31 protein-coding genes are annotated in these 24,726 nt (G+C 64.7%); 8 read left to right on the forward strand and 23 right to left on the reverse strand.

The features are described 5' to 3' along the window. Positions 1-59: 59 nt before the first annotated feature. Together phoU and OG257_RS17675 are read left to right on the forward strand one after the other, a co-directional pair. Complete coding sequence (gene phoU, locus OG257_RS17670) at positions 60-737, forward strand: phosphate signaling complex protein PhoU (protein WP_329208674.1); 678 nt, start codon at positions 60-62, stop codon at positions 735-737. Between the two features lie 190 nt (positions 738-927). Continuing rightward, positions 928-1,077 carry a hypothetical protein gene (locus OG257_RS17675; protein WP_329208675.1) on the forward strand — a complete coding sequence of 50 codons (150 nt, stop codon included), beginning with the start codon at positions 928-930 and terminating at the stop codon, positions 1,075-1,077. A gap of 66 nt (positions 1,078-1,143) precedes the next feature. Here OG257_RS17675 and OG257_RS17680 read toward each other — a convergent pair whose 3' ends face one another. After that, entirely contained in the window at positions 1,144-2,406 is a 1,263-nt protein-coding gene (locus OG257_RS17680) for an MDR family MFS transporter (RefSeq protein ID WP_329208676.1), read from the reverse strand. 202 nt (positions 2,407-2,608) lie between these two features. Here OG257_RS17680 and OG257_RS17685 point away from each other — a divergent pair, with 202 nt between their 5' ends. Further along, positions 2,609-3,370: a phosphoglyceromutase gene (locus tag OG257_RS17685; RefSeq protein ID WP_329208677.1), complete on the forward strand. Its 762-nt coding sequence runs from the start codon at positions 2,609-2,611 to the stop codon at positions 3,368-3,370. 99 nt (positions 3,371-3,469) lie between these two features. Here the strand turns inward: OG257_RS17685 and OG257_RS17690 are convergent, their stop codons facing one another. The 11 genes from OG257_RS17690 to OG257_RS17740 all read right to left on the reverse strand — a co-directional run bounded on the left by OG257_RS17690 (position 3,470) and on the right by OG257_RS17740 (position 11,233). Further along, positions 3,470-3,676 (reverse strand): hypothetical protein, encoded by a 207-nt coding sequence (locus tag OG257_RS17690; RefSeq protein WP_261988567.1) that lies wholly within the window; start codon positions 3,674-3,676, stop codon positions 3,470-3,472. A gap of 526 nt (positions 3,677-4,202) precedes the next feature. After that, positions 4,203-5,450 carry a tyrosine-type recombinase/integrase gene (locus OG257_RS17695; RefSeq protein ID WP_329208678.1) on the reverse strand — a complete coding sequence of 416 codons (1,248 nt, stop codon included), beginning with the start codon at positions 5,448-5,450 and terminating at the stop codon, positions 4,203-4,205. After that, positions 5,450-5,650, reverse strand: coding sequence for a helix-turn-helix transcriptional regulator (locus OG257_RS17700; protein ID WP_014047492.1), 201 nt, complete (start codon positions 5,648-5,650; stop codon positions 5,450-5,452). The genes OG257_RS17695 and OG257_RS17700 overlap by 1 nt, the downstream gene beginning before the upstream one ends. A 2-nt stretch (positions 5,651-5,652) precedes the next feature. Continuing rightward, positions 5,653-7,026 (reverse strand): replication initiator protein RepSA, encoded by a 1,374-nt coding sequence (repSA, locus tag OG257_RS17705; protein ID WP_329208679.1) that lies wholly within the window; start codon positions 7,024-7,026, stop codon positions 5,653-5,655. 128 nt (positions 7,027-7,154) lie between these two features. After that, a complete protein-coding gene (locus tag OG257_RS17710; protein ID WP_329208680.1) occupies positions 7,155-7,457 on the reverse strand; it encodes a SpdD-like protein in 303 nt (100 codons plus the stop codon). Between the two features lie 23 nt (positions 7,458-7,480). Beyond that, on the reverse strand, positions 7,481-7,636 hold the full coding sequence (locus tag OG257_RS17715) for a hypothetical protein (protein ID WP_014047489.1): 156 nt from the start codon (positions 7,634-7,636) through the stop codon (positions 7,481-7,483). Positions 7,637-7,648: 12 nt separating this feature from the next. After that, complete coding sequence (locus OG257_RS17720; RefSeq protein WP_329208681.1) at positions 7,649-7,840, reverse strand: mobile element transfer protein; 192 nt, start codon at positions 7,838-7,840, stop codon at positions 7,649-7,651. An 18-nt stretch (positions 7,841-7,858) separates the two neighbouring features. Beyond that, entirely contained in the window at positions 7,859-8,524 is a 666-nt protein-coding gene (locus OG257_RS17725) for a DUF2637 domain-containing protein (protein WP_329208682.1), read from the reverse strand. A gap of 75 nt (positions 8,525-8,599) precedes the next feature. Then, on the reverse strand, positions 8,600-9,955 hold the full coding sequence (locus OG257_RS17730) for an FtsK/SpoIIIE domain-containing protein (protein ID WP_329208683.1): 1,356 nt from the start codon (positions 9,953-9,955) through the stop codon (positions 8,600-8,602). A gap of 2 nt (positions 9,956-9,957) precedes the next feature. After that, positions 9,958-10,314 carry an SCO3933 family regulatory protein gene (locus OG257_RS17735; RefSeq protein WP_030636120.1) on the reverse strand — a complete coding sequence of 119 codons (357 nt, stop codon included), beginning with the start codon at positions 10,312-10,314 and terminating at the stop codon, positions 9,958-9,960. A 139-nt stretch (positions 10,315-10,453) separates the two neighbouring features. Then, a complete protein-coding gene (locus tag OG257_RS17740; protein WP_103511814.1) occupies positions 10,454-11,233 on the reverse strand; it encodes a GntR family transcriptional regulator in 780 nt (259 codons plus the stop codon). A gap of 18 nt (positions 11,234-11,251) precedes the next feature. Between OG257_RS17740 and OG257_RS17745 the strand changes: the two genes are divergently transcribed. Continuing rightward, positions 11,252-11,719 carry an NUDIX hydrolase gene (locus OG257_RS17745; RefSeq protein ID WP_329208684.1) on the forward strand — a complete coding sequence of 156 codons (468 nt, stop codon included), beginning with the start codon at positions 11,252-11,254 and terminating at the stop codon, positions 11,717-11,719. 311 nt (positions 11,720-12,030) lie between these two features. On the opposite strand, the gene OG257_RS17750 is transcribed toward OG257_RS17745, so the two are convergent. The 8 genes from OG257_RS17750 to OG257_RS17785 all read right to left on the reverse strand — a co-directional run bounded on the left by OG257_RS17750 (position 12,031) and on the right by OG257_RS17785 (position 17,866). Beyond that, positions 12,031-12,783: a hypothetical protein gene (locus OG257_RS17750; RefSeq protein ID WP_329208685.1), complete on the reverse strand. Its 753-nt coding sequence runs from the start codon at positions 12,781-12,783 to the stop codon at positions 12,031-12,033. 598 nt (positions 12,784-13,381) lie between these two features. Continuing rightward, complete coding sequence (locus tag OG257_RS17755; protein WP_329208686.1) at positions 13,382-14,059, reverse strand: hypothetical protein; 678 nt, start codon at positions 14,057-14,059, stop codon at positions 13,382-13,384. A gap of 25 nt (positions 14,060-14,084) precedes the next feature. Further along, positions 14,085-15,128 carry a DUF262 domain-containing protein gene (locus tag OG257_RS17760; RefSeq protein ID WP_329208687.1) on the reverse strand — a complete coding sequence of 348 codons (1,044 nt, stop codon included), beginning with the start codon at positions 15,126-15,128 and terminating at the stop codon, positions 14,085-14,087. A 672-nt stretch (positions 15,129-15,800) separates the two neighbouring features. After that, complete coding sequence (locus OG257_RS17765; RefSeq protein WP_329208688.1) at positions 15,801-16,103, reverse strand: hypothetical protein; 303 nt, start codon at positions 16,101-16,103, stop codon at positions 15,801-15,803. Continuing rightward, positions 16,100-16,843, reverse strand: a complete 744-nt coding sequence (locus OG257_RS17770; protein ID WP_329208689.1) for a GntR family transcriptional regulator — start codon at positions 16,841-16,843, stop codon at positions 16,100-16,102. Before OG257_RS17770 ends, OG257_RS17765 begins: the two co-directional genes overlap by 4 nt. After that, complete coding sequence (locus tag OG257_RS17775) at positions 16,840-17,064, reverse strand: hypothetical protein (RefSeq protein WP_329208690.1); 225 nt, start codon at positions 17,062-17,064, stop codon at positions 16,840-16,842. Before OG257_RS17775 ends, OG257_RS17770 begins: the two co-directional genes overlap by 4 nt. Next, positions 17,061-17,264, reverse strand: a complete 204-nt coding sequence (locus tag OG257_RS17780) for a hypothetical protein (protein WP_329208691.1) — start codon at positions 17,262-17,264, stop codon at positions 17,061-17,063. Before OG257_RS17780 ends, OG257_RS17775 begins: the two co-directional genes overlap by 4 nt. 323 nt (positions 17,265-17,587) lie before the next feature. Further along, on the reverse strand, positions 17,588-17,866 hold the full coding sequence (locus OG257_RS17785; RefSeq protein ID WP_329208692.1) for a hypothetical protein: 279 nt from the start codon (positions 17,864-17,866) through the stop codon (positions 17,588-17,590). 78 nt (positions 17,867-17,944) lie between these two features. On the opposite strand from OG257_RS17785, the gene OG257_RS17790 reads away from it, so the two are divergent. The 4 genes from OG257_RS17790 to OG257_RS17805 all read left to right on the forward strand — a co-directional run bounded on the left by OG257_RS17790 (position 17,945) and on the right by OG257_RS17805 (position 21,921). Continuing rightward, positions 17,945-18,700, forward strand: a complete 756-nt coding sequence (locus tag OG257_RS17790; protein WP_329208693.1) for a GntR family transcriptional regulator — start codon at positions 17,945-17,947, stop codon at positions 18,698-18,700. Between the two features lie 436 nt (positions 18,701-19,136). Next, positions 19,137-19,676: a hypothetical protein gene (locus tag OG257_RS17795; protein WP_329208694.1), complete on the forward strand. Its 540-nt coding sequence runs from the start codon at positions 19,137-19,139 to the stop codon at positions 19,674-19,676. After that, positions 19,673-20,896 (forward strand): hypothetical protein, encoded by a 1,224-nt coding sequence (locus OG257_RS17800; RefSeq protein ID WP_329208695.1) that lies wholly within the window; start codon positions 19,673-19,675, stop codon positions 20,894-20,896. Before OG257_RS17795 ends, OG257_RS17800 begins: the two co-directional genes overlap by 4 nt. Positions 20,897-21,456: 560 nt before the next feature. Further along, the gene (locus tag OG257_RS17805; RefSeq protein ID WP_329208696.1) at positions 21,457-21,921 is read left to right on the forward strand and encodes a GIY-YIG nuclease family protein; all 465 of its coding nucleotides are present in this window, start codon (positions 21,457-21,459) and stop codon (positions 21,919-21,921) included. A gap of 333 nt (positions 21,922-22,254) precedes the next feature. Here OG257_RS17805 and OG257_RS17810 read toward each other — a convergent pair whose 3' ends face one another. The 3 genes from OG257_RS17810 to OG257_RS17820 form a co-directional block, all read right to left on the reverse strand. Then, the gene (locus OG257_RS17810) at positions 22,255-22,656 is read right to left on the reverse strand and encodes a thiol-disulfide oxidoreductase DCC family protein (protein ID WP_329208697.1); all 402 of its coding nucleotides are present in this window, start codon (positions 22,654-22,656) and stop codon (positions 22,255-22,257) included. 104 nt (positions 22,657-22,760) lie between these two features. Continuing rightward, entirely contained in the window at positions 22,761-23,984 is a 1,224-nt protein-coding gene (locus OG257_RS17815; RefSeq protein WP_329208698.1) for an HTTM domain-containing protein, read from the reverse strand. Continuing rightward, positions 23,974-24,726: a DUF5819 family protein gene (locus OG257_RS17820; RefSeq protein ID WP_329208699.1), complete on the reverse strand. Its 753-nt coding sequence runs from the start codon at positions 24,724-24,726 to the stop codon at positions 23,974-23,976. Before OG257_RS17820 ends, OG257_RS17815 begins: the two co-directional genes overlap by 11 nt.

Genomic DNA, 24,726 nt, shown 5'->3' on the forward strand with positions numbered 1-24,726 from the left:
GGGAGCGTGGGGGTCAGCCCAGAGACCCCGGCTCAGTAAGGATCTGGAGAGGGACTTCCATGCGCGACGCTTACCACGAGGAACTCGATTCGATCGGCGAAGGCCTGGTCGAGATGGCCCGGCTCGTCGGCTCGGCGATCGGCCGGGCTACGACGTCCATGCTCGACGCCGATCTCAAGCTCGCCGAGACCGTGATCGCCGCGGACCAGAAGGTCGACGACCTGCAGCACGATCTGGAGGCACGGGCCATCGCGCTGCTGGCACGCCAGCAGCCGGTCGCGACCGATCTGCGGATCGTGGTCACCTCGCTGCGGATGAGCGCGGACCTGGAGCGCTCGGGCGACCTCGCCCAGCACGTCGCCAAGCTGGCCCGGCTGCGCTTCCCCAATTCCGCCGTGCCGCACGACCTGCACGCCACCATCCTGGAGATGGGACAGCTCGCGCAGCGGCTGATGGCGAAGGCCGCCGAGGTCATCATCACGAAGGACGTCGACCTGGCGCTCCAGCTGGAGCAGGACGACGACGAGATGGACCTGCTGCACCGAACGCTGTTCCAGCACCTGATGGACGACCGCTGGAAGCACGGCATCGAGACGGCCGTCGACGTGACGCTGCTCGGCCGCTACTACGAGCGCTTCGCCGACCACGCCGTGTCGGTCGCCAAGCGCGTCGTCTACCTGGTGACGGGTGAGCACGCGGACGAAATCCAGACGTCCACGCCGGTGGAAGGGGCGTAGGGGCGCGGAACGCGCGCGGTCGCACGTTTGTCCCCGCGCGCGTGCGCCGTTGATGCGCCCGCCGGGGTGGGCATGCAATGGGGGCGGGGGCGGCACGCCATGCCGTATGCCCCCGTCGTGCACAGCTGTCGTACGAGGGCTCACAGGCAGCTGTCGTACGCCGCCGAGTCGTACCCCCCGAGGAGGGACCATGGCCGATTCGCCCATGACCGAACCCCAGCAGGAGACCCCGACCGAAGTGGTGCAGCTGACCGTGCTCGGAGCCTGCGGATGCGGCTCGGGCTGCGGGTGCGGCTGCCAGTCCGGCGCGCCGTGCCAGTGCGGCGGCTGCTCCGGCTGACCGGGCAGATACGAAGGTGCCCCGCAGCGGACGCGTGTCCGCGGCGGGGCATCGCCACGCCCCCGGTCAGACCGCCGGCTCGGCGACCGCCCGCTCGGGAGCGACGGGTGCCGCGGCCACAGGATCCGGCAGCTTCCGCATCAGCAGCCAGTAGCCGAACGCCGCCACGGTGCCCAGCACCGCGCAGGTCACCCACAGCCAGTCCGCGCCGTAGTGGTCGATCACGAAGCCGGACATCAGCGGGGCGACGAGCGCCGCGGCGGACCATGACAGCGTGTACATGCCCTGGTAGCGGCCCCGGCCGTGTGCCGGGGAGAGCTGGACGACGATGCCCGTCTGCGTCGGGGCGTTGACGATCTCGGCGAGGGTCCAGACGCACACCGTGAGCGCGTACACGCCGACCGACCCCGCGAAGGCCGTCAGCCCGAACCCGTACCCCGCGAGCACGGACGAGATGATCAGCAGACGGCGTGGGTCGCGGTGCTGGATGAACCGGGTGACGGGAATCTGCAGGACCACGATCAGCACGCCGTTGACGGCGATGGCCGTGCCGAAGTCCGAGCTGGAGAACCCGTCCGCACCCATGGCCACCGGCAGCCCCAGATGCCCCTGCTGGAAGATCAGCGCGACCAGGAACGACAGCCCGACGACGCCCATGTAGCGCCCGTCGCGCAGGACCGTCATCAGCCGCACGTCGTCCGGGGCGCGGGTCCCTGCCACCCGGGGCGCCGCCTCGGGCCGGGATTCCGGCACCTTGAGGAAGACGACGACGGCGCAGACCAGCGTCATGGCGGCCTCGCCCAGGAAGCCGGCCAGATAGCTGTACTCGGCGATGAAACCTGCCGCCGCCGAGGAGATCGCGAAGCCCAGGTTGATGGCCCAGTAGTTGAGCGAGAAGGCACGCACCCGGTCCTCGGGCCGGACGATGTCGGCCATCATCGCCTGCACGGCCGGCCGGGACGCGTTGCTGGCCATGCCGACCACGAAGGCCATGGCGGCGATCGCGGCCGGATGGACCATGAAGCCGAGGACGGCCACCGACGCCGCGGTCGACAGCTGCGCGATCAGCATGGTGGGCCGGCGTCCCAGCCGGTCCGTCATCACCCCGGCCCCGAGCGAGGAGACGACTCCGCCGAGCCCGTGGAGGGCTGCGACCAGACCGGCGTACGAGGCCGAGTAGCCCCGGTCCAGGGTCAGATAGAGCGCCATGAACGTGGCGACGAACGCCCCCAGGCGGTTGACCAGCGTGCTGGTCCACAGCCACCAGAACTCCCTGGGGAGCCCGGCAACCGTCTCGTGTGCCGCCTTCCTGAGACCGGCGACGGACATAGGGCTCCCCCTGGGGACGTGCGAACGGATGCGAGCCGACAGTTTGTAAGCGGCCCTATAGCAGTCCGAACATTACGAAGACGGGGTCCCGAACCGCCACTCGATTGACGCCCATCGTCAAACGACGCGGCCCCGCACCCCCCTTTGTCCGCCCTGTGACCGGGCGCGCGGAGGCCGCGCGGGTTCGATTACGCTCGGAGTCATGGCCGACGCACCGTACAAGCTGATCCTCCTCCGCCACGGCGAGAGCGAATGGAACGCCAAGAACCTGTTCACCGGCTGGGTGGACGTAGACCTCACCGACAAGGGCGAGAAGGAGGCGGTCCGCGGCGGTGAGCTGCTCAAGGACGCCGGCCTGCTCCCCGACGTCGTGCACACCTCCCTCCAGAAGCGCGCGATCCGCACCGCCCAGCTCGGGCTGGAAGCCGCGGACCGCCACTGGATCCCCGTCCACCGCTCCTGGCGCCTGAACGAGCGCCACTACGGCGCCCTCCAGGGCAAGGACAAGGCCCAGACGCTCGCCGAGTTCGGCGAGGAGCAGTTCATGCTGTGGCGCCGCTCGTACGACACCCCGCCGCCCGCCCTCGAGGACGGCACCGAGTTCTCGCAGAGCGACGACCCGCGCTACGCCTCCATCCCCTCGGAGCTGCGCCCGCGCACGGAGTGCCTCAAGGACGTCGTCGACCGCATGCTGCCGTACTGGTACGACGGCATCGTCCCGGACCTCCTCGACGGCAAGACCGTCCTGGTCGCCGCCCACGGCAACAGCCTGCGCGGCCTGGTGAAGCACCTGGACGGCATCTCCGACGACGCCATCTCGGGCCTCAACATCCCGACCGGCATCCCGCTCGCGTACGAGCTGGACGCCGACTTCCGCCCGCTGAAGCCGGGCGGCACGTACCTCGACCCGGACGCGGCGAAGGCCGCCATCGAGGCCGTGAAGAACCAGGGCAAGAAGAAGTAAGCAGAGCCGAAGAAGCCCCCCACCTGCGGGTTTTCCGCTTGGTGGGGGGCTTTTTGGTGCGCTGGGCCGTCTGTGGGCCGTCACATGCTCAACGGGCCGTCAGGCGCGGCGGCTCCAGCGGCGGATGCGGATGTCGAGGACGATCAGCAGTGCCACGGGTACGGCGATCTCTGCGGGGGCGTCAGCCCAGAGGGCGAGTGCGCCGCCGGCTGTGCCGATGAGCGCGATCGGGAGATCGCGCGGGTGGATATCGACGGTTACGCCGACGCGTGGGACCATGAAGCCCTCCAGCTGTGCTCGGTTCACTTCGCAAGGTGATTTCTGAGGCGTGGCAATGGAGGCGAATGCCGCCCCTGGCCGGGCGGCATTCGCATGCCGCATGAACTTTCCCATAGTCATCACGCGCCAGACAAACGTGCAGCTGAAAGCCACCCTGTTCGTTTGCATAGACAGATTGTCCATGCAGATGGACAGCCAGAGAGCCCCAACATTTCTCGAAGACTCGCCAATCTTTCCAGGAGCCGTCCGTTGCGGCTCGTGGCCCCTCGTTGCCCCTCGTTGTCCCTCGTGGCCTGGTGCCGACCCGTGTCACCTCGCGCCTCCCGACCCCACAAGGTACCGGGACGATGCCGTGCGGGGAGCCGCCAGATATGAGCAACTGGTTTCCGGAACCGATTCAGGTGAACCGATTACGGACAACCGGTTATCCGTAATCGGTTACGGATAACCGGTTCAGCCTTACCGATTTCAACCTTGCTTCGAAACTCATACTTGGAACCTAGAGCAGATTTCAGATGCGAGGTTCCGGCACCAAATCAGACGCCCTCGAGAACTAGCCGTTACATGATTCGACGATCTGCGATCCGAAGATCGCACTGACCGCCTTGCGCGTGCGCTCCTGGCTGGACGGCATCAGATGCGCGTACACCCGCAGCGTCAGCCCAGGGTCCGAGTGACCGAGGTACTCAGCAACTGCCTTGATGCTCTCCCCAGCGTCCAGCAGCACCGACGCGTAGAAGTGCCGCATCGCGTGCATGCCGTTCTCACGTGACTCGGCGTGCGGGGCGCCGGCCGCCGGGACCGGGATGACTCCGGCCGAGGCCAGAGCCGGTTTCCACGCCTCCTCGTTCAGCGAGGTTCGCCAAACGTGACCACCCCGCGGACCCATGAAGATGAGCCGTTTGGTCACCAGCGGTCCGCCCGCCACCTTCCACGGCAACGTGATCTCGACCGGTGGGAACTGCTTCATGTGTGCCCGCAGCGCGTCAGCGACAGGGCCGGGAAGCGGCACATCCCGCAGCTTGCCGCCCTTGGGCGGAGCGAAGACGGGCTTGCTGCGGCTCAGCTTGAGCTGCTGGACGACGTGCAACGTGTCCGACCGGAAGTTGATCGCGTTCACCGCGACACCCAGGATCTCGCCTTGCCGCAGGCCGCAGCCGGCGCCCAGGTCGACCATCGCCTGATACCGCTCCGGCATGCCCGCTCGCACAGCGAAGAGCCGTTTCGCCGTCCACGGCGTGACGCGCTTCGTGTCCACGGTCGGCGGCCGTACCGAACGGGCAGCGCAAGGATTCCGAGGAAGGTGCCCGTCGTCCACGGCCGCGCTGAGAGCCGCCCGGACGTTGGAGTAGATCGTCCGGGCGTACGAGCCACGGACACCGTTCGCCTGGAGCTGCTGCACCCAGTCGCGGATGTGCGCCGGCTGAAACGAGCCAAGCGGACGCGTGCCGAGGTACGGAAACGCGTGCAGCCGGAGCTGCGACTCCATCGAGGCTTGCGTGTTGGGGTCCGCCCCTTGGGTGGACACCCAGCCCTCCGCGTACTGCTGGAAGGTGGTCCGGGCCGCGCGGGGATCGATGTACTGTCCCCGCGCCATGTCCGCTTCGGTATGGGCCAGCCACTGATCGGCAAGCCGCTTCTGTCGGTCCGGGAAGCTCTTCGACTTCTCCGTGCCGTCCGGCCCAACGTAGCGCGCACGGTAGCGGGACCCCACTCCGTAGCGATCCGACTTCACCTTGCGGGGCTTACCGTCAGGGCCAGTCACGGTCACGAACCAGCGGTCCTGAATGTGTCCGGCCATCAGGCAGCCACCTCGCCCCGACGGGAGTCGACCCAGGCCCGTACGTCGTCGGGGTCGAAGCGGAGGTGCCGGCCGACGCGGAAGCCGCGGGGGCCTGTCCGCTTCCGGCGCCACTGGTAGACCGTCTCGACGCTGGGAAGCTCGAACATCTCGACCAGGTCGTCAGGCGTCAGATAGCGACTCGGCAGAGGAAGCGCCATATTCACCACTCCCCCTCGTCGACCAGATCCGCCATGGCTTCACGGGCGGTTTCGCGATTGAGCTGGAGACCCCGGGCGATGGTCGCGGCGAGGACGGATTCGCCGGGTGAGTGGCCGTGGCCTGCGTACTGCCAGTCGGACAGGACGAGCACGGTGTCCGGGACGCGGTCCTCCAGGCCGAGGGATTGCCGTTCCTGCGCGGCACGGAAGTCGGCGCGGGCCTGGCGGAGCTCGCCGAGGGTGGTCGAGTAGCGGCGAGACTTCGAGGAGAAGTGCCCGCGGAACCCGAGCATGTGCGCCCAGGCACGCAGCCGACGTTCGGGGTAGAGCGGATCGAGGAGGTGGCATGCGGCGATGAGACGGCGGGCGTGGTCGGGAACGCCGTGGCGATCGAGCTCGGAGAGTTCGCCAATGCGGCGGTCCAGAGTGCCGGTGTTCTCCGCCGCTTTGGTTGCGTACTTCGCGACGTAGGCCGCCACAGCCTGTTCGGTGACATCGGAGCCGTCGCCGAAGGCAGCGACCGGGCGGACGTCGAGTTGTGTGCCCCAGCGGAAGGTACGAGCGGGCTGATCGTCGGTGGCGGGAGCGGACACCGAGGTGTAGCTGTGTCGAGCGGCTGCGCGTATTGAGTCGGTAAGCAGGTCGACGGTGGCCCAGGACGGAGGCGGGGTGCCGGGCCCCTCCGGCCCGTCGATCCGCATCACGGCGTGGAAGTGAATCGCGCCGCGCTTCTGGAACTCGGCAACCTTGCCGTACGAGAGCCGAACCGATTCCTTCAGCTCCACCTGCGTGAGTCCGGCGCGGGCCGCAATCTCCCGTCGGAGGCGAGTGGTGAACCGCATCCAGAGGTCGCCGGCGTGGTTGTTGAACAGGACCGATCCGGCGTAGTCGTACGTCTCGGGATCCAGGGCGGTGCCTAGTTCGGGTGAGTCCGCGGAGTGCCGGCCACCGCAGCGGCAGATGCCATGGTCGGGACGGTTGTGAACGGGGCCGAAGGACGGAGCAGTGAGGGTGACGAAGACGCGGGGGTGATCCCGCACGGTGGCGGGGACGTCACGGCGGTCGTCTCCGGCCAGGCCCGCGCGGATCAGGTGGTAGGTGTCTCCGGCGTACGTCCAGGCGCAGGAGGGGCAGCGGGAAGCGCGGCGATTTCCGCAGGCGAGGCGGAGACGTCGGCCGGGCTCGGTCTCGGTCGAGTAGTGGTGAAGGGTCTCGCCGGTGGTCTTGTCCTTGGTGAGGGTCCAACCGGTCAGGTGGATTGGGTCGGAGCAGCCACCGGTGCGGCGGATCTGGTCCTCCCAGCGGTGGAACTCGGGGGCCGAGGCCACCCTCAGCAGGTCGCCGAGGGTGAGCCGGTCGAGCTGCGATTCAGGCATGTGCACTCCCCCGGCGGCGGGCGGTGCGGTCGGTCATGATGGTGCTTCCTTCCGGATCTGTGGTTCGGGCAGGAGCACGGCTTCCGGGCGGCGGATGCTTGGCGGTGTCGAGGCCGCCCGGAAGCCGGTCAACGATGGCTCTGCGACGCCACGAGCGACCGGATGACCAGGGCGCTGATGGCGAGCGACGCGGCGGTGACGGCGACCGCGAGGAGCATGGAGACCAGGACCGCGCCGACGACCAGCACCACGGCCGTGCCGCCACCGATGACGGCGACGACGGCACCGGGCGTGAGCTGAACCGTGGGACGTGCGGGAGCCGTAGGGGCCGGGGCCGGGGTCTGGCGGGGCACGGCGGGGACGTCGCTCCGGGCGGTTCCGGTGACGATTCCGGTCGGCAACGGGTTGGTGGGGATCTTTGGGCGGAGCATGGCGGTTCTCCCTTCGGTGGGGGTTACTTGACGGCGGTGTCGATCACGGGGGTCAGGAGGCTGTCGGCGAGGAGGTAGCCGCCGAGCAACAGCACGAGCACGAGCCACCAGGGCGGGCGGATCAGCTTCACGCCGAGCCAGCCGACGGCGATCAGGGCGAGCCAAAGCGGTACGTCCATGGCAGGTCTCCTTCAGCGGACCTTGCAGCGGTGGGTACGGGCGGCGAGCTGAGCGGCGGACCGGCTGGTGAAGTCGGATGACCAGCCGCAGCGGTCGGCGGTGCACACAGCGGCGTGCTGGGTGCGGCCGTGCCGGTCACGGTGGGTACCGATCTGCACCGGTCCGATCCGCATCACGGAGTGGAAGTGGTCGCGGGCGGGCATGGTGGATCTCCTCTCGGGTCAGGCGAGCTGAGCGGCAATCGCGGCGGCGAGTTGAGGCGGAACTCCGAGGCGGGCGCGGAGCGTGTCGGTGTCGATCGGTGAACCGGTACGGGCGCGGTGGTCGTCGGCGACCTTCCGGGCGTGGTCGACGAGCGCGGCCGGCACGGGCGGAGACGCCTCGGCGGGAGGCAGGACCGGAGACTCCTCAGCGGTAGGAATCGGCGCTGGTTCCAGCTCCGGGGCCTGTTCCTCGGTGACGCGCTCCGGCGCCGAGGGATCAGCCGTAGGCGCCGCCGGAACGGGCGTGCGCTCCTCGACCGGGGTCTCCGTGTGGGCGAGGAGCGTCCCGCCGAGGAAGGCAAGCGCGGGCCATCCAGCGATGCCGAAGCGCAACCAGGCCGGAGGGTGCGCGAGATCGAGAAATCCGGCGGTGGCGACGTTGGCACCGAGCGAAGCGACTAGCGCGATCAGGAACCAGTTCCAGGCGAGCCGGGACGGGCCGTCCTTTCGTAGCCGCCGCCAGGCAGCGACCAGGAGCAGATCAACGCTGATCGGGTAGGCCCATGCCTTCCAGCCGTCCTGGCCCGCGGCGGCGGCGAGGTCGTGGAGGTGGGCGAAGGAGAGCGCGCCAGCGATCACGGCTTGGATCAGTACGGCGTCCACGCGCACGGAGGGACGGGCCATCGGACTTCTCCTTTTCGGCATGGGACGGGTAGGGACTTGGCGCGGGAATGGTCACGCCGACCGGTGAGCGGGAGGTCAGGCGGTGGTGGGCGCGGCTTTGGTGAGCGGCGCGGTGGCCGAGGCCAGGGGTGCGACGGCGGGCCGGAAGGCCGCGAGGGCGGGCACATCCGGAGTGCGGTCGGCGTGCCGGTTGCAGATGTTCACGGCTTGGCGCAGTGAGGTGTGTGGTGCCCGGATGCGGGTCCATCCACCGGTCGAGTCACCCGAGACCGCGATGCCGGGAACGTCGGTGGGAATCTGGATCGCGGCAAGGACGGCGTCCGGAGCAATGTCTCCGAAGGCCATGTTGGCGCTGGACTCGTCATTGACGCGGTGGGCGGTCCGACCCGTGAGTTGGGCACGGAGCATCGTTATGCCCTTGCCAAGTTCGGAGCCGAAGCGCTGGCCACAGATCTCCAGGTAGATCCCCGCGGCACGGCCGAGCTGGGCGAGACGGACCAGAGCAGTGACGATCCGGTCGCGGCGCTTCTCCTCGTCCTTGGTGGCGAACAGCGCCAGCTCGGCAACCTCGTCGACCAGGACCACGACCGGAGTCGGGCGTATGTCGGCCGGCAGGTCCCAGATATCGGCAGCTATGTCGGCGTCCGGAACGTCGACGGTGATGCGCTGAGCGGAACGGATGAGCTGGTAGACGTCCTCCATGTGCTGCACGAGTGCTTCGAGGAGTTCGAGGGCGGTGTCCGGGTTGTCGGCGAGGGCGGAGAAGCGCCGGGCGAGCGGAAAGAGCTCGACGCCCTGTTTGCAATCGATCCCGACGAGGGCGACGTCATGCGCCGCGAGGCCGGCGACCAGGTTGCGCTGGTAGACGGACTTCCCCGACTCGGTCGCGCCGAGCGTCAGCCCGTGGGGCACAGCCCGGTAGTCGCGGTAGTGGACGGATCCGTCCTCGCGCAGTGCGACGGGGATACGCATCGGCGCGGGGCCGGTTTCGGCGGGCATCTGCACCCGCCGGAGGACGTCGTATCCCGTCATCCGTAACTCCACGATTCCCGAACGAAGTTCGCGGGAGGTGACTCCGTACATCCCGAAGGAGTGCCGGAGGCGGTCGGTGGCCGAGGCAACGTCGAAGGCATCCTGACCGGGACGGAGCTTGATCCGCAGGACCAGTCCGGTACGAGTAGGCCGGAGTCGAAGAATGCGCGGGGCCCTCGACTCGGGAACAGAGCGGTTCGTCATCCGGGCGAGGGAGAGACGCCAACGCGCGGGCGGAACGGTGAGCCCGCAGGCGTCCATGACCGAGGCGTATCGGACAGCTACTCGCAACGCGGCAAGGGTGACCCCGAAGGTCATCCAGTACCAGGCGGGACGCCGCCACCGCAGGATCAGTGCGGTGACGACGACCAGCAGCAGCGTGACCAGTGACCCGCTCATGATCAGGCCGCCTTGGGCTTCTCGGCAGCGGCGACGAGCGAGGTGACCGCCACCGCACGGAAGGCGATGCCGTGTCGCTTCTGCCCGTTGAACTCGTTCTCCCACGGCCGAGCAATCAGTCCGGTGACGGCGACGGGCGTGCCCATCATCAGCTCACCGGAGATGCCCGGCTCGGGGACGGTGACCGAAAGGATCTCCACCTCCTCGTTCGCCGCGAACATCACGTCCACGGTCATGAGCTTCGCGCCGCTCTCGACGTCCACGGCAATCTCGCCGGTCCGGCGGTCCTTGACCTTGATCTGCGGAGGCTTGGCGACCATCACGGACGCGGCGGAGGTGTCGACGGGGATCGTACGCACAGAAGATCACTCCTATAGATGTCTTCGACTCAGCCACTCATGTACATGAGTGACATAAAGAAGAGTGCATCACTCCTATACATGAGTCAACCCGCCGAGACGAAGAAGTCGCGGCGGGCCGTGGGGAGTTGAGAGCGCGTCAGTCGGAGGCGGGGATCCGGTAGCTGAAAACAAACTGGTCAGCGGCCATGAGCGTGTCGCACACCTCTACAACACGATCCTCCGTCGTCCTTGCCTCACGGATCAGATGAACCACTGAAGCGCCGGGACTCAGGGCCAGTTCGGAGGCTTCAGCCTTGGTGGCCAGCCGGGCTTGCAGCGTCTCGACGAACTCGGCGAACTCATGCCCGTGATCTTCGAGGCGGGCATAGATGCCACCACCGCCGGGGTTCTTCGCGAACAGCTCGGGGATGTCCTTCGCAACGTCCCACGGGAGGTACGACGTGGCCGTCTCCACTGGGGTCTCGTTGCGGAAGTAGAGGCGACGCCTGGCGAGCACCTGAGTGCCGGCCGGGACGCCGAGCCGCTCCGCGATGTCGTTCGGAGCGTCCGTCGGACCGATGTAGAGAACACTGACGCCCGCTTTGGCGCCGGACTGTTCCGACTCGGCGAGGTACGCAGCCTTGCCGCCCTGCCGATGGGAGCGCTTGAAGCGGTCCGAGGACCGGTGCCGTACCGGGGGCCGAGCCTTCACCATGGACCCCTTGCCCTGGCGGGTCTCCACGAGGTCACTCGCGCGGACCTCCACCATGGCCTTGCGGATGGTGCCGCCCGAGACGCCGTAGCGCTCCACGAGCTCTGATTCGCTGGGCACCATGTCACCGGGCTTAAGGATCCCGGCGCGAATCTGCTGAACGATCTCCTCGGCGATCTGCACGTACCGAGGTACGGACTTCCCACCTCCTACCGCTGTTTCCATAGTCCTTCTCTTCCTCCTATGCTCCTGTACATGAGTAACAGTGCGCAGGAAGGCACGTCAACGCCGCTTCACTCCGTGTCCGTAGCCGGAGTGGTCGTGCGCGAGGACGGGCGACTCCTTGCGATCCGCCGTGCCGACAACGGCACTTGGGAGCTCCCCGGCGGTGTACTCGAACTCGACGAGACCCCGGAGGCGGGCGTTCAGCGCGAGGTCCTGGAGGAGACGGGTATCCACGTCGAGGTGGACGAGCTCACAGGGGTCTACAAGAACACCATGCGCGGCATCGTGGCCCTGGTCTTCCGATGCAAGCCCGCTGGCGGGAGCGAGCGGACATCCTGTGAATCGACCGCGGTCGACTGGCTCACGCCGGACGAGGTCACCGAGTGGATGTCCGAGGTCTACGCGGTCCGGCTGCTGGATGCCCTCGACGGGAACGGGCCCCATGTGCGAAGCCATGACGGCAAGCGCCTGACGCCAGCGCGATAGAACTTTCCCTACTTCATCAAGGCCCGCGCACGGCGCGGGCGCGCGCCGCCTCTGCGGCGCGGCCTGCCTCCTGTCTCCGCCCCGGCTGGCCGCGCCCGGCGGCGCGCTCGCGAGCTGCGGTCATGGAGTGGGATACACCCTCTGTGGCTGGGGCGGTCGGCTCCACGGCTTTAGGCAGCCACTTTGGGGCGAGCCTCTAAGATCATGGCCCCAACGTCGTGCTTTAACGGGCAGGTCCACAGACTGCCCGACTCGCCGGAAGCTTACGGGGCCATGATCACTCGCCCCAAAGCAGCTCCAGCCCAAAGCCGTTACGCCGACCTTCGGACGAAAGTAATCACACTTTCGGCGACCTGCGATTTCTTATATTCTCGCGCTGAACTATTCAAGGTAGTCAGAGTCCGCTTGACGGGGAACCGTTCCATACGAACAAGGTCCCAACCGCGAATGCGAGCCTCGTCCACGCAAATATCCGCCAGGGGAACGTGCTCATCTTTGTAATAGGAGTCCTGAACAACCATGCAGAGACTCCCGCCATCCCGTACAACTCGAGTCATTTCATCGAAACCTGAAGAGAGATCACGCAGATATTGCAATGTCTGCTTCAGGTAATACCCGCTCGACGCTTTACTGCTATGCGAAGAAACGCGCTTAATCAGATCCTCAGCCACCACGCCCGGCACAAACTTGTGGTTTACATTGTTTCGAATAAGCGTGGTTCCCATGAGCCCTGCACGCAAATCCCTCCCATTCATGACATCGACTCCCAGAACAGCAAGCTCCCGGGAATAAGCGATGCCATAATCAATGCGCGTCAGGTACGGGGGAGAAGTTAGGATTAGATCAATCGAACTGTCCCTTATTGGCAAACGATCCGATGATGCGGTGACAAGTGTGGTTGCACCAGGGCCGAAGGGGGACGACTGTAGCCGATCAATGAGGTAGTCCTGTTCCGCGACGACCAAATCGTCCAAGTCTACCGGTGCGATGTCTACCAAATCATCAGATGACCGAGCTCGTTTGACCCAGGTTGGATTAGAACCTTCAAACTGCTTGGTGACCACGCGGACAACGCGAAATAGACTCGTCAGTCCAACAGCACGCGCCTCGATCGATTCTCGACTGAGGCTGCTAGTCCACTCCCTCATCCGCTGAATTGTGGCAGGCGCGAACCAATTTGATAGCGCATCGTTAGCGCCATAAATCGAGGTGTTTGCACTTCTCTTGGGAGGCAGTGATCGCTCCCCGTGAACACCCACCTGGCATCGCAATTGAGCGACCAAGCTGGCTACAGGATTCCTGTCGATTCCAAACGAAGGGTGCCCATCGCATTGTGCAGCCAGCGTTGTAGTACCACTCCCATTCCAGGGGTCAAGCACCACTTTCGCCGGATCACCAGACGACTGATCGTTTAGTTGCTTACGGGCCCAATCGAAGGCGAAGCCAGCGTAGTAGGGGAAAATGTCTGCTAGGCCGGCGGTCTCAATGGGGGGCTTCTTAGGCGACAGGATTCGCGACTCGTCGAGAAAGCCGTTTGACACAGGTAGAGGCAGCTGCAGCATTTCGCTTGACCCGCCCTGTGGGTGACTTCTCTCCACGGCCTCTTCTCGCTTACTCGAAATAATTAATTACTTAATTGTACAGCACGCCTAGTCAGCGTGATTATGGGGTCGCCGGTTTTCTATCCTCCAGCCAATACCACACCCCAAGATGGAAATGCTGGATCAGGTCACTTAGTCGAGAAATCATTTGACGGAGATCAGCACCCCTCTTGCTTCTGCCGATGACTACCGGATCCTCAGTCCAATGAGCAACATTATTCCTTTTGCTCTTGATTTCCTTGAGAAGCAAAGAATCATTGGGATCGTTCTTCCAGTCACCCGGGAGCCCCAAAATCATCCACAACGCCTGAAAGTGCTTTTCGCCAATCGTTTGCCCATCCGCTAGTTTGAAAAGGTCGCCAAAGTCTAGGACTGGGCGAGAATCCTGCCCATGCGCTAGAACCGTTCGCACTATCCCCGCTCGTTCTATCAGCGAGGAAACGTTGTCGTTTCCGCACTTACGGAACGTCGCTGAATCCATGGCAGAAACCAGGGAGGCCGGCAGATGTCGTCGTTCGATGCCGAGGCCTACCACGTCAGCAGCAAGGGCTGCAGGAAGCTGCCGCATTAGGTCTTCAAGGACCCCTCCCATAACGACGTACGAAAGAGCTCTGCTTATTGCAATGAAGCCGTCGTGGTCAAACTTCGTAGACCCTTGTGGGCTCGACCCATTTGCGCGATCCAGCGAATCCAAGCGTCGACGTTCGCGATCAAGTTGTTCAACCGCACTCTCGAACACCGCGCTTATCGTAAGGACCATCATGTCAGGAGAAGAGTTCCTGTGACCGAAGAATTCTGCCGCGCAGTTTCGGTCGACTATTTGTACCCGAGGTACTAAATCCAACCAACTTCTCGTCGTTCGCCCATCCCGGTGCAGGAATCTTAGGCTGCTTTCCTTCTTTCAGGATCCGCGCGATCCCAATCAGAACGCCCTCAAGCTGGTTGACTGGCGTCACGGAAACTCCAGAGCGCGTGAAATGTCCTCCAGTAACCGACCGCAAGTGAGACACAGAATCTAGGAATAGCTTCCTATCTGCTTCGAGATCAGTGTCGTCCGCACGCCGTTTGATGTATTCGTTCAGAAACCCGATCACATCACCATCAAATTTGTCCATGCCATCCATGTAGGCAAAGAACTTAAGAACGATCTCCTCGGCCGTCCCGTCCATCTTATTCTTAGGCTGCAGCTTCAGGAGCGACTTGTACTCCTCAGTAACAGCCAACTCTTCAACCAGATTATTGAAAGGGCCACGGAACACACAGCCACGGATTTCCTGGGGCGACAGTGCAACGGCACCGGCATTCAAGCGCCGAAACAATTCGAATCGAACTTCCGGGTCCGACTTGTCGCTAAGGACTTGAACTCGAACATACCGCTTTCCGAGCATCAGCCGGATTGGCATGGGAAGGTCCTTGTAGGACATTCCTGAAAACTTCTTCAGCTGATTAAGTTCAGTCAGCTGCAGCGGCTTTTCGGCGAACTGAAGTTCTTTGGCGTCCGGTACATCGATTCCATAGAATTTCAGTATGGTTGCCGTTCGCTGCAATCCATCCACCACGTCCCAAGTGCCGTCTTTATTCGTAGCCACAAAAATGGCCGGGATAGGAAGACCGAGCAACAGGGATTCGATTAGTGCGGATTGTACTGAATCCGGCCAACGGAACTTGCGCTGATAGGCTGGCGCAACGCGGATCTCTTCTTCTTCAACCATTCGTACGATTTCGCGAATCGACAGATCGAAGTACTCGGTATCAACGGCGCGCCGATGAGTATCCAACTCGACCTGAAGCTCGGTAGCGGTGTCCAATCGCTTATCCTCTCATATTAGACATTAATAACAATGCACCCAAGTGGCGCATACCGTTCACTTGCATTCGGTGACGCACATGGTGATCAAAGACATTGTGACCGAGCACGCGGCCAGCGTGAAGCCTTACCGGTGTGCCGTCCCCCCAAGCCTGGTTCCCCGCCCGTCAAGCCGCTCGTCCTAAGCCCAGGAGAAGGGCGGAAGTCTTCGCACATCCTCCCGATGAGCCGGTAGTTCGACAGGGAGAATGACTGAAGTGCTCGAGCTGCGTGTCCTCCAGAGCCCCCGGAGACTTCCACTGTCCCGCGTGACGGTGCGCAGGGCGCCTCATACCGCGCACCAGATGAGCACCAGAAGGCGCGGTAACCAACGGCCAGCTCTGAGTAGGAAACAAGTACCGCCGACAAGTGCTGGACTGCCGTTCTTGCATGTCAGGGGCACTGGAGTGGGCAAGCCGATCGGTGATTCCCAAGCTCATGGCGCGCGTGGTGGCTTACTGACCGGCGTCTGACGCGGCCTCCCGGATCGACTGATCCAGTACGGGAGATTTGCTCAACGCACCAGTTCGCGCCGAGAATCTGTGCCAGCACAGCGCGACGGGGAGGGGGCCCCGGTTCCGTGCTCGGGCTCCCCTCCCCGCCTGGTAGAAGGCTGTCTTCTGCCTGGGTCCAATCAGATTCGGCGGGGCTCGCCCGCCGTCAGGAGATGACCGCGACTGACTGCAACGCTGAGTACATCCTTCAGGGCGCCGGTCAGAGCGTGGCCCAGGTTGCGAAGTTCAATCGGCTCCGCGTCTTCGTCGGCGAGGCTTTCCGATGCCATCTCCAGGAGTTCGGCCGCCGTGCCGAGTTGAACCGCTTCGACGTTGTCCGCCAGGCGGGACATGTAGCCACCCGGGTCATCCGTGCTCAGGTAGCAGGGCTTGCCCTCCGGGCCCGACCACGGGAGAAGCCGCAGTTCGTTCGGTGCCGTCATCCTTGGGTCTGCCTCTCGTCAAGCACGTGGTGGGCGGTGAAAACGGCGTCGACGCGGTCTCCTGGGAAAGCCAGGAGTGCCGCCTCAATAACGCGGCCGGTGGAGTCGGTGGCGATACGAGTGATCGCGAGGACTGCCGCGGTAGATCCAATCCGGAGGGCCGAGGCTTCGTCCGGGGTGGGGGATCGAGCGCAGACCGTCTCTCGGACGGTGGCCGGCGACGGGCCGAGGACGGCGAATCTCGTGATCGCTTCCCGGCACGTGGAGCCGTCGTCGAGCACTTCGGCCGGGGCCAGGTCGCGCGGGATGTAGATGCGGGCCAGGCCGTGCGGAGACCCTTGTTCGAGGCTGAGACAGAAGTACTCTGTGAGGGGACTGCCCGTTGGCACCTTCAGCAACGTCGTCAGGTGCACGGAGGCCGGAACCGTGGTGCTGCGAACCGTGACGCGCAACGTTGGCTCAGCGGCGGTCCAGGGGTCCAGCGTGCCCCAGCCGCCGACGTACATGATCTTGCGGCGAGGGCGACGGACGTAGTTCCCCTTGCCCTGGATCTTCTCGATGAGCCCTTCGCCCTGGAGTATGGCGAGGGCACGTCGCAGGGTCACTGTGCTGACCTTGAACCGGTCGGCCAGGCAGACTTCGGACGGTAGGCGCTCGCCAAACTTGATGCGGCCCGTCGTGATCTGGTGGCGAAGGTCGTCGGCGATGTCGTGGTGACGCGAGGGCACGGCGCCGGTCACCGCCTTCTCAGCAGGCGCAGGGCGACGAGCCGGGTACGCGTGTGTATGACCAGCAGCTCCCCCGACTCGAAGACCAGTTGCTTGGACCCCTGCGGGAGCTGGAAAAGGTCTCTCACCCGGCAAGCTTGGCCGCCGAGTTGGATGATGTCGCCGCGCTGCACCGTGGCCGCGGTGACCTCGACGGGGGACACCAGCGCACAGCCTGGGGCTCGGCCCCTCACGCCGCGACCTCCATAGACACATACGGGTCGGGGGTCGAGTGGCACGGGCAGTCGCACACCTCGTAGATCACCGGTACGGCGGTCGGCGCCACGGTCGGGGAGGACTCGATACAGGAGTGGTGCGTGCCGATCCTGCACGCGATCGAGCGGTAGGGGACGGAAGCGGTGTCCGTGGGGTGCGGCTGTCGACGAGGAGGCATCAGCGAACCCCCGCAAGGGCCGACCAGGCGTCAGCCGACAGATGAGGGGCAACGACCACCGCGCGTGTCCGTACACGCTCTTCCCACGCCAGCAGGTACGGACGCACAAGCGCGACGTCCTCACCCCTCAGCGGGTAAGGGTGGACCGCGCCGGCCGAAGCCCGCCCCAGGGCGACGGTCGAAGCGTCAGCGGGTGCGAAGACGGGGCGAGCGGCCAGCGGCCGGGAGGGCGTTAAGGGGCGGCGATGCCGACCCTTCGAGAAGTACCGCTCTCTGGTGAGCGAGGCGGCACGGCGGATACGGTTGAGCATGCTGTTCAGCTCCTATCGCTGATAGCCCGGTCCCCCGGCATCGCCCGTCGTGGGGACCGTTTTGCGTACAGCCGCCCATAGGGTGCGGCCGTTCAAACTGGTGGCCAGGAGTCCGAATCGATCGGCCTCAGCTACCACGTCCAGGACCTCCCGCCATGACTCAGCGGAGAGCGTTTCCGGTACTTCCGCCTCGACCGTCGTGAACCGCGTGTGCTCCTCCACGCGCGTGGGGAGCCCGATGGCGGATAGTCGGGCGGCGATGGCCGCCGCGGTTACTCCCGAAGCGGGCACAGGGCAGCCTCCGTCACCAGCGATCACTTTCAGTGAAGCTAGTTAACTAGATTAGGGCTAGTGGACTAGATTTTCCATATGTCTGAGCAACCGCCGTATCTCCGCATCGCCGACGAACTCCGGCGGCGCATCGCGGAGCACGTCTGGGGACCGGGGGACCGCCTCCCCTCTCGCGCGCAGATCGGCCAGGAGTGCGGCGTGGGTGAGAACGTGGTGCGCCGGGCACAGGAGTTGCTGATCTCTCAGGGAGTGTTGGAGGGCCGAGCCGGATCGGGCACGTACGTCGCCGAAGCCCGGCAACGAGTTCGAGTTGTGCGGTCGTCTGCACGCGAACAGCCCGTGGCGTCCCCGTTCCGCCAGGACATGAAGGCTCTCGGCAGGCAGAGCGACTGGGAGAGCCGGACCGAGGCGAAGGTGCCGGCCCCGACGGAGATCGCCACGCGGCTGGGGATCGCTGAGGGCGAGTTGTGCGTGCGGACGACGTACGAGTTCCTAGCGGACGGCAGGCCGGTGCAGCTGTCGACGAGTTGGGAACCCTACGACCTCACTGCCGGCACACTCGTCGTCCTCCCCGAGGGAGGGCCACACGCCGGGGCAGGTGTCGTGAACCGCATGGCCGTGATCGGAGTGACCGTCAGCCATGCGGTGGAGCAGCCGGAGCCACGGCAGGCGACCACCGAGGAAGCGTCGCTACTCGGCATCCAGAAGGCCGCGCTCGTCACGCACATCCGGCGGACGTACTACAGCGACCAAGGCCGACCCGTGGAGACGGCGGACATCGTGGTGCCCGCAGCGCACTGCGAGATCGTCTACGAGATCCCGATCAGCCGTTAGCGGGCGCACAACTCACAGCCCCGTTGCATCAGGTTTCGGAGAGCTTCGCTGAATCCGTACCCAAGGCGGCGCAGCTCTCGCATCGTGCACGTGTCGCCCATATTCGTGAACCGCAGCCAGCCAGTCTGCCAGCACCGTTCCTAGCCCGAACCCACTACGTCCTTCCGGCGTGCTGGTTGGCGGGCTCCCACCAAAGCATCCCGTCTCGTGCTGTCGACTGGGCACTTCCGTAGGTATGCAGGGGAGCAAGGCCAGCTCACTGAAGCTTGACCAGCGACGGTCAGAGTTGGCTACCACTACGGCAGAAGTGCTCATGTCACGATCAGCTTCGCCGACCAGCCTTCAAGCCATGTGCTCAGTGGGTACTGTCGTGCGGTGGCGTAACGACCGGCAGAAAATAGGGACTTAGAGGCGTGACCAGGCGAGGGTGCAGAGCGTGAGCAAGGAGGGCCTTCGCCGCCTTGGTCTGCCGGAAAGCGCGCTCAAGGAACGCGTCAGCTACTTGACGTTGGGCCTCCTGGCTACCGGCGCGGGCTGCTTCCTCAGCGATCCTCAGCTGGACTACGAGTGCCTAGACGTGACGATCCTTGGATCCGGCCCGCATCAGCGCAGACGTCCCCGCTTCGATGTGCAGATCAAGGCGAGCAGTGTTGGCGGCGCAGTCCGGGCCTTGGCCGGCGGTGACTTTGCGATCTCGCTACCACGTGATCAATACGAGAACCTGCGGGCCCCTGCCTTCCTGCCGATCAAGTTCGTGGCACACATCTTCCCGCGGGGCACCGACATCCCTCAGGTTATGACCGACGGCGATCGCATGGTGCTCGATGGCATCATGCTTAGGTCCGACCCTCATGACTGGCGCCCGCTGCCCTCCGGGCAAGAGTCCGGGACGGTGCATCTCCGGCGCGAGGATGTATTCGACAGCGAATACATCCAGAGCGAAATCAAGATTCTGGGTGATGGAGGTGGGCGATGAGTCAGAACCTGGTGGATGACTTCTACGCCCTCACTTCGCTCGTGTCCCCCGAGCGGGTATCACGCTACCTGTACACCCAGGGCTGGGATCTAGTTGATAGACGAGAAGGCCTCCTTGAGGAGTGGGCGGAGCCGACGACTCAAAACAGGGAGGTTGATTCCGAGATCTATCTCTTGCCGATAAACGAGCAGTACAGAGATTTCGCGCGCAGGTTTGTTGAGTTTTTGAAGGCGGTTGCCGACTACTATCGAATCGATGCACACGAACTATCTCACCGGCTTAAGCTAGATGATGCCGATGTCCTCCTGTTCCGAATTTCCGGCGGGCAGAATTCGCATGATTCCGTAAGCCTAGATGAAGCAGATGGCGTTCTGCGCGTCGCGCAGCGCATGCTAAAGCTGTCTGCTCGCTATACCGCCAGTCCTGGTAAAGAGTTTACGGGTCGCATGAAACCGGAAGCCAGACAGTACATCGAAAGAAATGTCACTCTCGGGCATACGCGACGAGGAAGTTTTGTTTTTCCGATCCTCTCCGGTCCGCGAATGGGCAGGGGGGCGGAGGCTCTATTCGCTCGCCGCGTGGTGGAAAATCTCGCTATCGGCCTTAATCGCGTTACATCCATCTCCGAAGATATCCATTCTGCGGTGTCTGATGAGTTTGCTCCTCTAGTCATTGCGCTTGCCGATTCAGTACATGATTTGTCTAGAGTGCAAGGGCTTCAGGTGGTCGATATCTCGTTCAGGTGGGCGCCTGCGCGTGGAGTTCCTCGTCATGTTCCTGATGCATCGCTCATTCTAGAGTCTGCCACGATTAGGCAGCTAGGCATGACGGGGCCGCGGGTGAGAGAGATCTTGAGAGGGAACTACGATGAGCGATTCACAGCAGACACGCAGAGGGGCTTGATGGAAAAACCTGCGGCCTCCCCCGCTCCGACAGTGCCTACTACGGAATTTACCGAGATCAGAGGTGCGGTAATTGCACTCCAAGTCGATGACCGGAAAATCAGTGACTGGGGGACCCAGTATTCCATCGTTATTCGTTCGGGAACCCGCGAGGGCGCTCTTGATGTTCAAATTCCAGTGAGTCAAAACAACTACGAGTTGGCTACCGAGGCTCACAGCCGCGGCATTATGGCAACCGCCATGGGGCGATTGCTTAGAGTCAATAGCGGCTATTTCCTCGAAGGGGAAGTAATCTTCAATGATGAGCTGAGCCGATGAGTACATATCGCCGTTGAGACGGGAGAGATACACAAGGGTGTTGAAGCAGCTCTGGGCTGGTGCTGCATTGGAGCGAGCGATCATGGCCCCGTAATGCCGCTGAGCACCACCCCGCCGCCATCATCGATCTTCCTGCAGAGCACTGGGTGGAAGGACCGGTCCGGGTAGACGTCTCCCACTCCGATGCCTGCGGGATTGCGTGAGTCTTTCGCGTCGCTCATGGCGCCAACCTGCCATGACGGTCGTCGGCAGGTACAGCAGAAAAGCTGTGAAATCAGCCGCGATCGCGGCTGACCAATATATGCTCCAAGCGGCCGACTGGAGTTCGCAGCGGCGGACGGAGACAGCGCCAGCAGGTCGCCAACAGCAGCGCAGTGCTTGGCGCCTAGGGATGCGACGGCTCTCCGATTGAACTCCTAAACCGGTGCTCACTCGACCAGTAGCCTGCGGCAGTCAGCCGTTGCACGACTGGAGGCTTCGTGGAACCTACTTCACTCATCGGTCCAGACCGGCTTTGGTCGGCGCATGAAGTCTTGCTGCGTCCGAGTCCTGTGCCAGCGGTGCCAGGAGTCTATGGGTGGCACTTCGAGCAGACACCCCATAAGGACCTGCCCGCCGGACGCTTGCTATACGTCGGCATAGCTCCGCGGTACATGGCGAACCGGACCAGTGCCCAGAACCTGCGCAAGCGGGTGCGCTATCACTACCGGGGCAACGCGGCCGGCTCGACGCTGCGACTCACTCTGGGGTGCCTGCTCGGACTTGAGCTGCGTCGCGTAGGCAGCGGTAAGCGAATGACCTTCGGCAAGGCAGGCGAAGCCACCCTGAGCCAGTGGATGGCGGACAACGCCCAAGTGTGCTGGATCGAGCAGGACAAACCGTGGGAGCTGGAGTCACACCTCATCTCCCAACTCGACCTCCCGCTGAACCTCGACCAGAACCGCCATAACGCGTATCACAGCCGCCTGAAGGAGCTACGGGCACAAGCACGACAGCGAGCGCGCGAGTTACCCATCAGCTCCTAGGCTGAGGGGACTGTCTGGGCCGTCCCTGGGCCGTCCGAGGTTGCTCAACGGCACCCAATGACGACCAATGGCGACTACTCACCCGCAGTCGATCAGCGTCCCCACCTGCGAAAACCCTGGTCGGCGAGATCTACCGCAAGACCCAGGGCAAGAAGAAGTAGCCTTCGTGATCATGCCCCCGACCTGCGCACACGGCGCGGAGCGGGGGCATTTTCGCGGCCTGGGCCCTCTGTGGGACCTCAGCGCGACGACCCTTGCGGCAGTCGGAGGGCCTGACCGAGAGCTTGCCGAGCGCGGTCCCGGCTATTCGGCAGGACTCACACGCGGCCGCCCTCAGCCGGCAGGCTGCGTGCCGGGCCTGCGGTCCGCCGGCAATGCGCAGGCCGGCGTGCCGCCGGGCAGGCGGTCACGGTTGGTGGCGATGAGCCGGTAGAGACCGTGGGCGATCCAGCGCATCGGAGGCAGGGTCAGCAGGCCGCCCGGCCAGGCCCAGACGCCACCGGCGCGCAACAGGAGTTTGGCGACGGCCTGCGCGCCGCCGTACACCGTGCCGGCCGGCGAGACGTACAGCAGCTCGCGTTCGGCCCGCTGCTGGGTGACGCCGAGAGCTTCCAGATCCGCGAACTGCCACGCCGTGACATCGCAGTTCGGCCGCAATCGCCGCATGAGGTAGTTCACCGAGGTCGTACAGAAGGCGCAGTCACCGTCGTAGACCAGGACAGATCGATTCGGCATGGACTCATCCTGTCTGAACGAACTTCCCTGCGTCGGGAGGCGGTCCCGCTCCTGACAGTGCACGTCTGCGATGAGGTGGTCGGACAAGTGCCGGCTCGCCGAGCTCAGCGCAGGTCCGGCGCCACTCGATCTCCCTGTGCGCCATCCGGCCGCCCTCGTCCCGGAGCGGGCTGCTGCCCGATGCCGGGTGAGCTGCCCCTGACCTGCGGAGGTACGGACCGTGCCCCTGCCCCACCTGGAGGAGCCGACCGTCGCAGGCCCATTCGCCCTGCCACTTGCCGGACCGTGCGGGCCAGAAAGACGTAGAAGCGGTCAGGGAGGAACGCCGCGTCCGCCACGATCATTGCCCCGGAGAAGAGGGGAAGCCCCATGAGCACCGCGATGCCGATGTGCATGCCCAGAAGCATGGCGAGAACGGGGTACTTCAGCCTGCCGAAGAGCACGAAGGGGAAAGCGACCTGCAGGAGCACCGTGACGTAGCTGGCGATCGCGATCAGGGTCGCGTACTGGTCCACCAGGTGCGAGAGTGCCGGCCAGGGCTGGAAGAGTTCGAGGTTCAGAACGTAGTGGAGAGCGGTTCCCCCGCCCCAGGACCCGCCCTGGACCTTGTACAGGCCGGCCGCTCCGTAGAGGAGGCAGACCTGGGCCGCGATGACGAAGAGGCCGCAGTTGTGCATGACGGTCGTCAAGGTGACTCGCGCGTCGCCCAGTTGCCGCAGCCAGGCGTTCCCCGCTGGTACTGACACCTGCCCCGGTCGCGCAGCGGCCCGCCGGGTTCTGCGCGCGTCCAGGGACCAGCGTCGGCCGCAGGCGGTGAAGACGAGGTAGACGGCCATCAGCAGGATCAGGTTGTCTCCCCCGTCCGTCATGAAGATCGCTCTCGCGTGGAACGAGACCACCACCCCGGCGAAGAGGACGGACACGGCGCGGGTCCGCCAGCCCAGCATGAACAGTGCCGACGTGAGGAGGGCCCCTCCGTAGCAGAGCTCGAAGTAGGTACGGCCGTCAGACAGAGCCAGGATGCTGTTCCAGCCTGACTGGACGAAGAGTTGTTCCGCCAGCTCGGGGGTCCATGGCGATCCGGGGCCCCAGATCTCGTCACGGTGGGGGAACTCGCGCAGGAGGAAGAGGAGGTACAGCAGTCCGTAGCCGATGCGCAGGACCGCGGCCGCGTACAAGGACACCGGCCGGCCGGTCACAAGCGCCCAGAAGGCACCCGCCCGGTCGGAGAGCCATCGGACCGGACCGGGTCCCGTGGTCTTCTGCCCCGTCGGAGGTTCCAGGGTTGCTGCCGGCGAGGGGCGTGGGGGGATCTGGTCAGTTCCCATCGGGGGTCACCTTCCACCAAGGCAGCAACCGGTTCTCGACCGGGACGGGCGGGCGGTCCGCAGCCGCCGTACCGGGCGCGGCGATGGGCAGCGTCATGACGCGAAGCTGGATGAACTCGAACGGGCCGCCGTTGTGGTCCGCGATGCGGTCGGAGGCGATGTTGCGCAGGTACTCCTGCATCATCACTGCGCGTTCCGAGCGCGACTCGTCGCCTGCGCCGTGCAGTTCGACGTAGGTGGTCCAGGCGCGACGCAACAGGTTCTGCGTCGTGTGGCTCGGGAACGGATTGTGCTCGACTGCCGCAGAGTCCACGGCGGCCAGGTCGAACCAGTCACTCACCCGGACCGATCCGTCGGCGGCTGTGTGCGAGGTCCTTGCCAGGATGCGGCGGTTGGCGGAGTCGGGGTCCGGGGCGAACAGGCGCCAATTCTGCTCGAACAGGGGGTACACCCACGCATTCACCTGAGGGCTGTACCGCTTCGAGATCGTGTTTGCGGGCGCCACATGAAGAAAGACCATGGCAACGTGGGTCAAAGCTGTCGCCATACACATGAGCACGACGATGGACAAACTCGTGTGCAGCACCCGCGCACCCCTGGCCCCCTTGCGCGGTACGGCCTCGTCGTGACGACTGTCGCCGGGCGGACCGGAATCGGTCTGCTGCACTTCTTCCGTGTCCACTGCTTGAATTTTGCCCGACACCGCCCACCCAGTTTTTCTCATGTCAACTCTCGAATCCAT

This window comes from Streptomyces sp. NBC_00683 (genome assembly GCF_036226745.1).
Classification (GTDB): domain Bacteria; phylum Actinomycetota; class Actinomycetes; order Streptomycetales; family Streptomycetaceae; genus Streptomyces.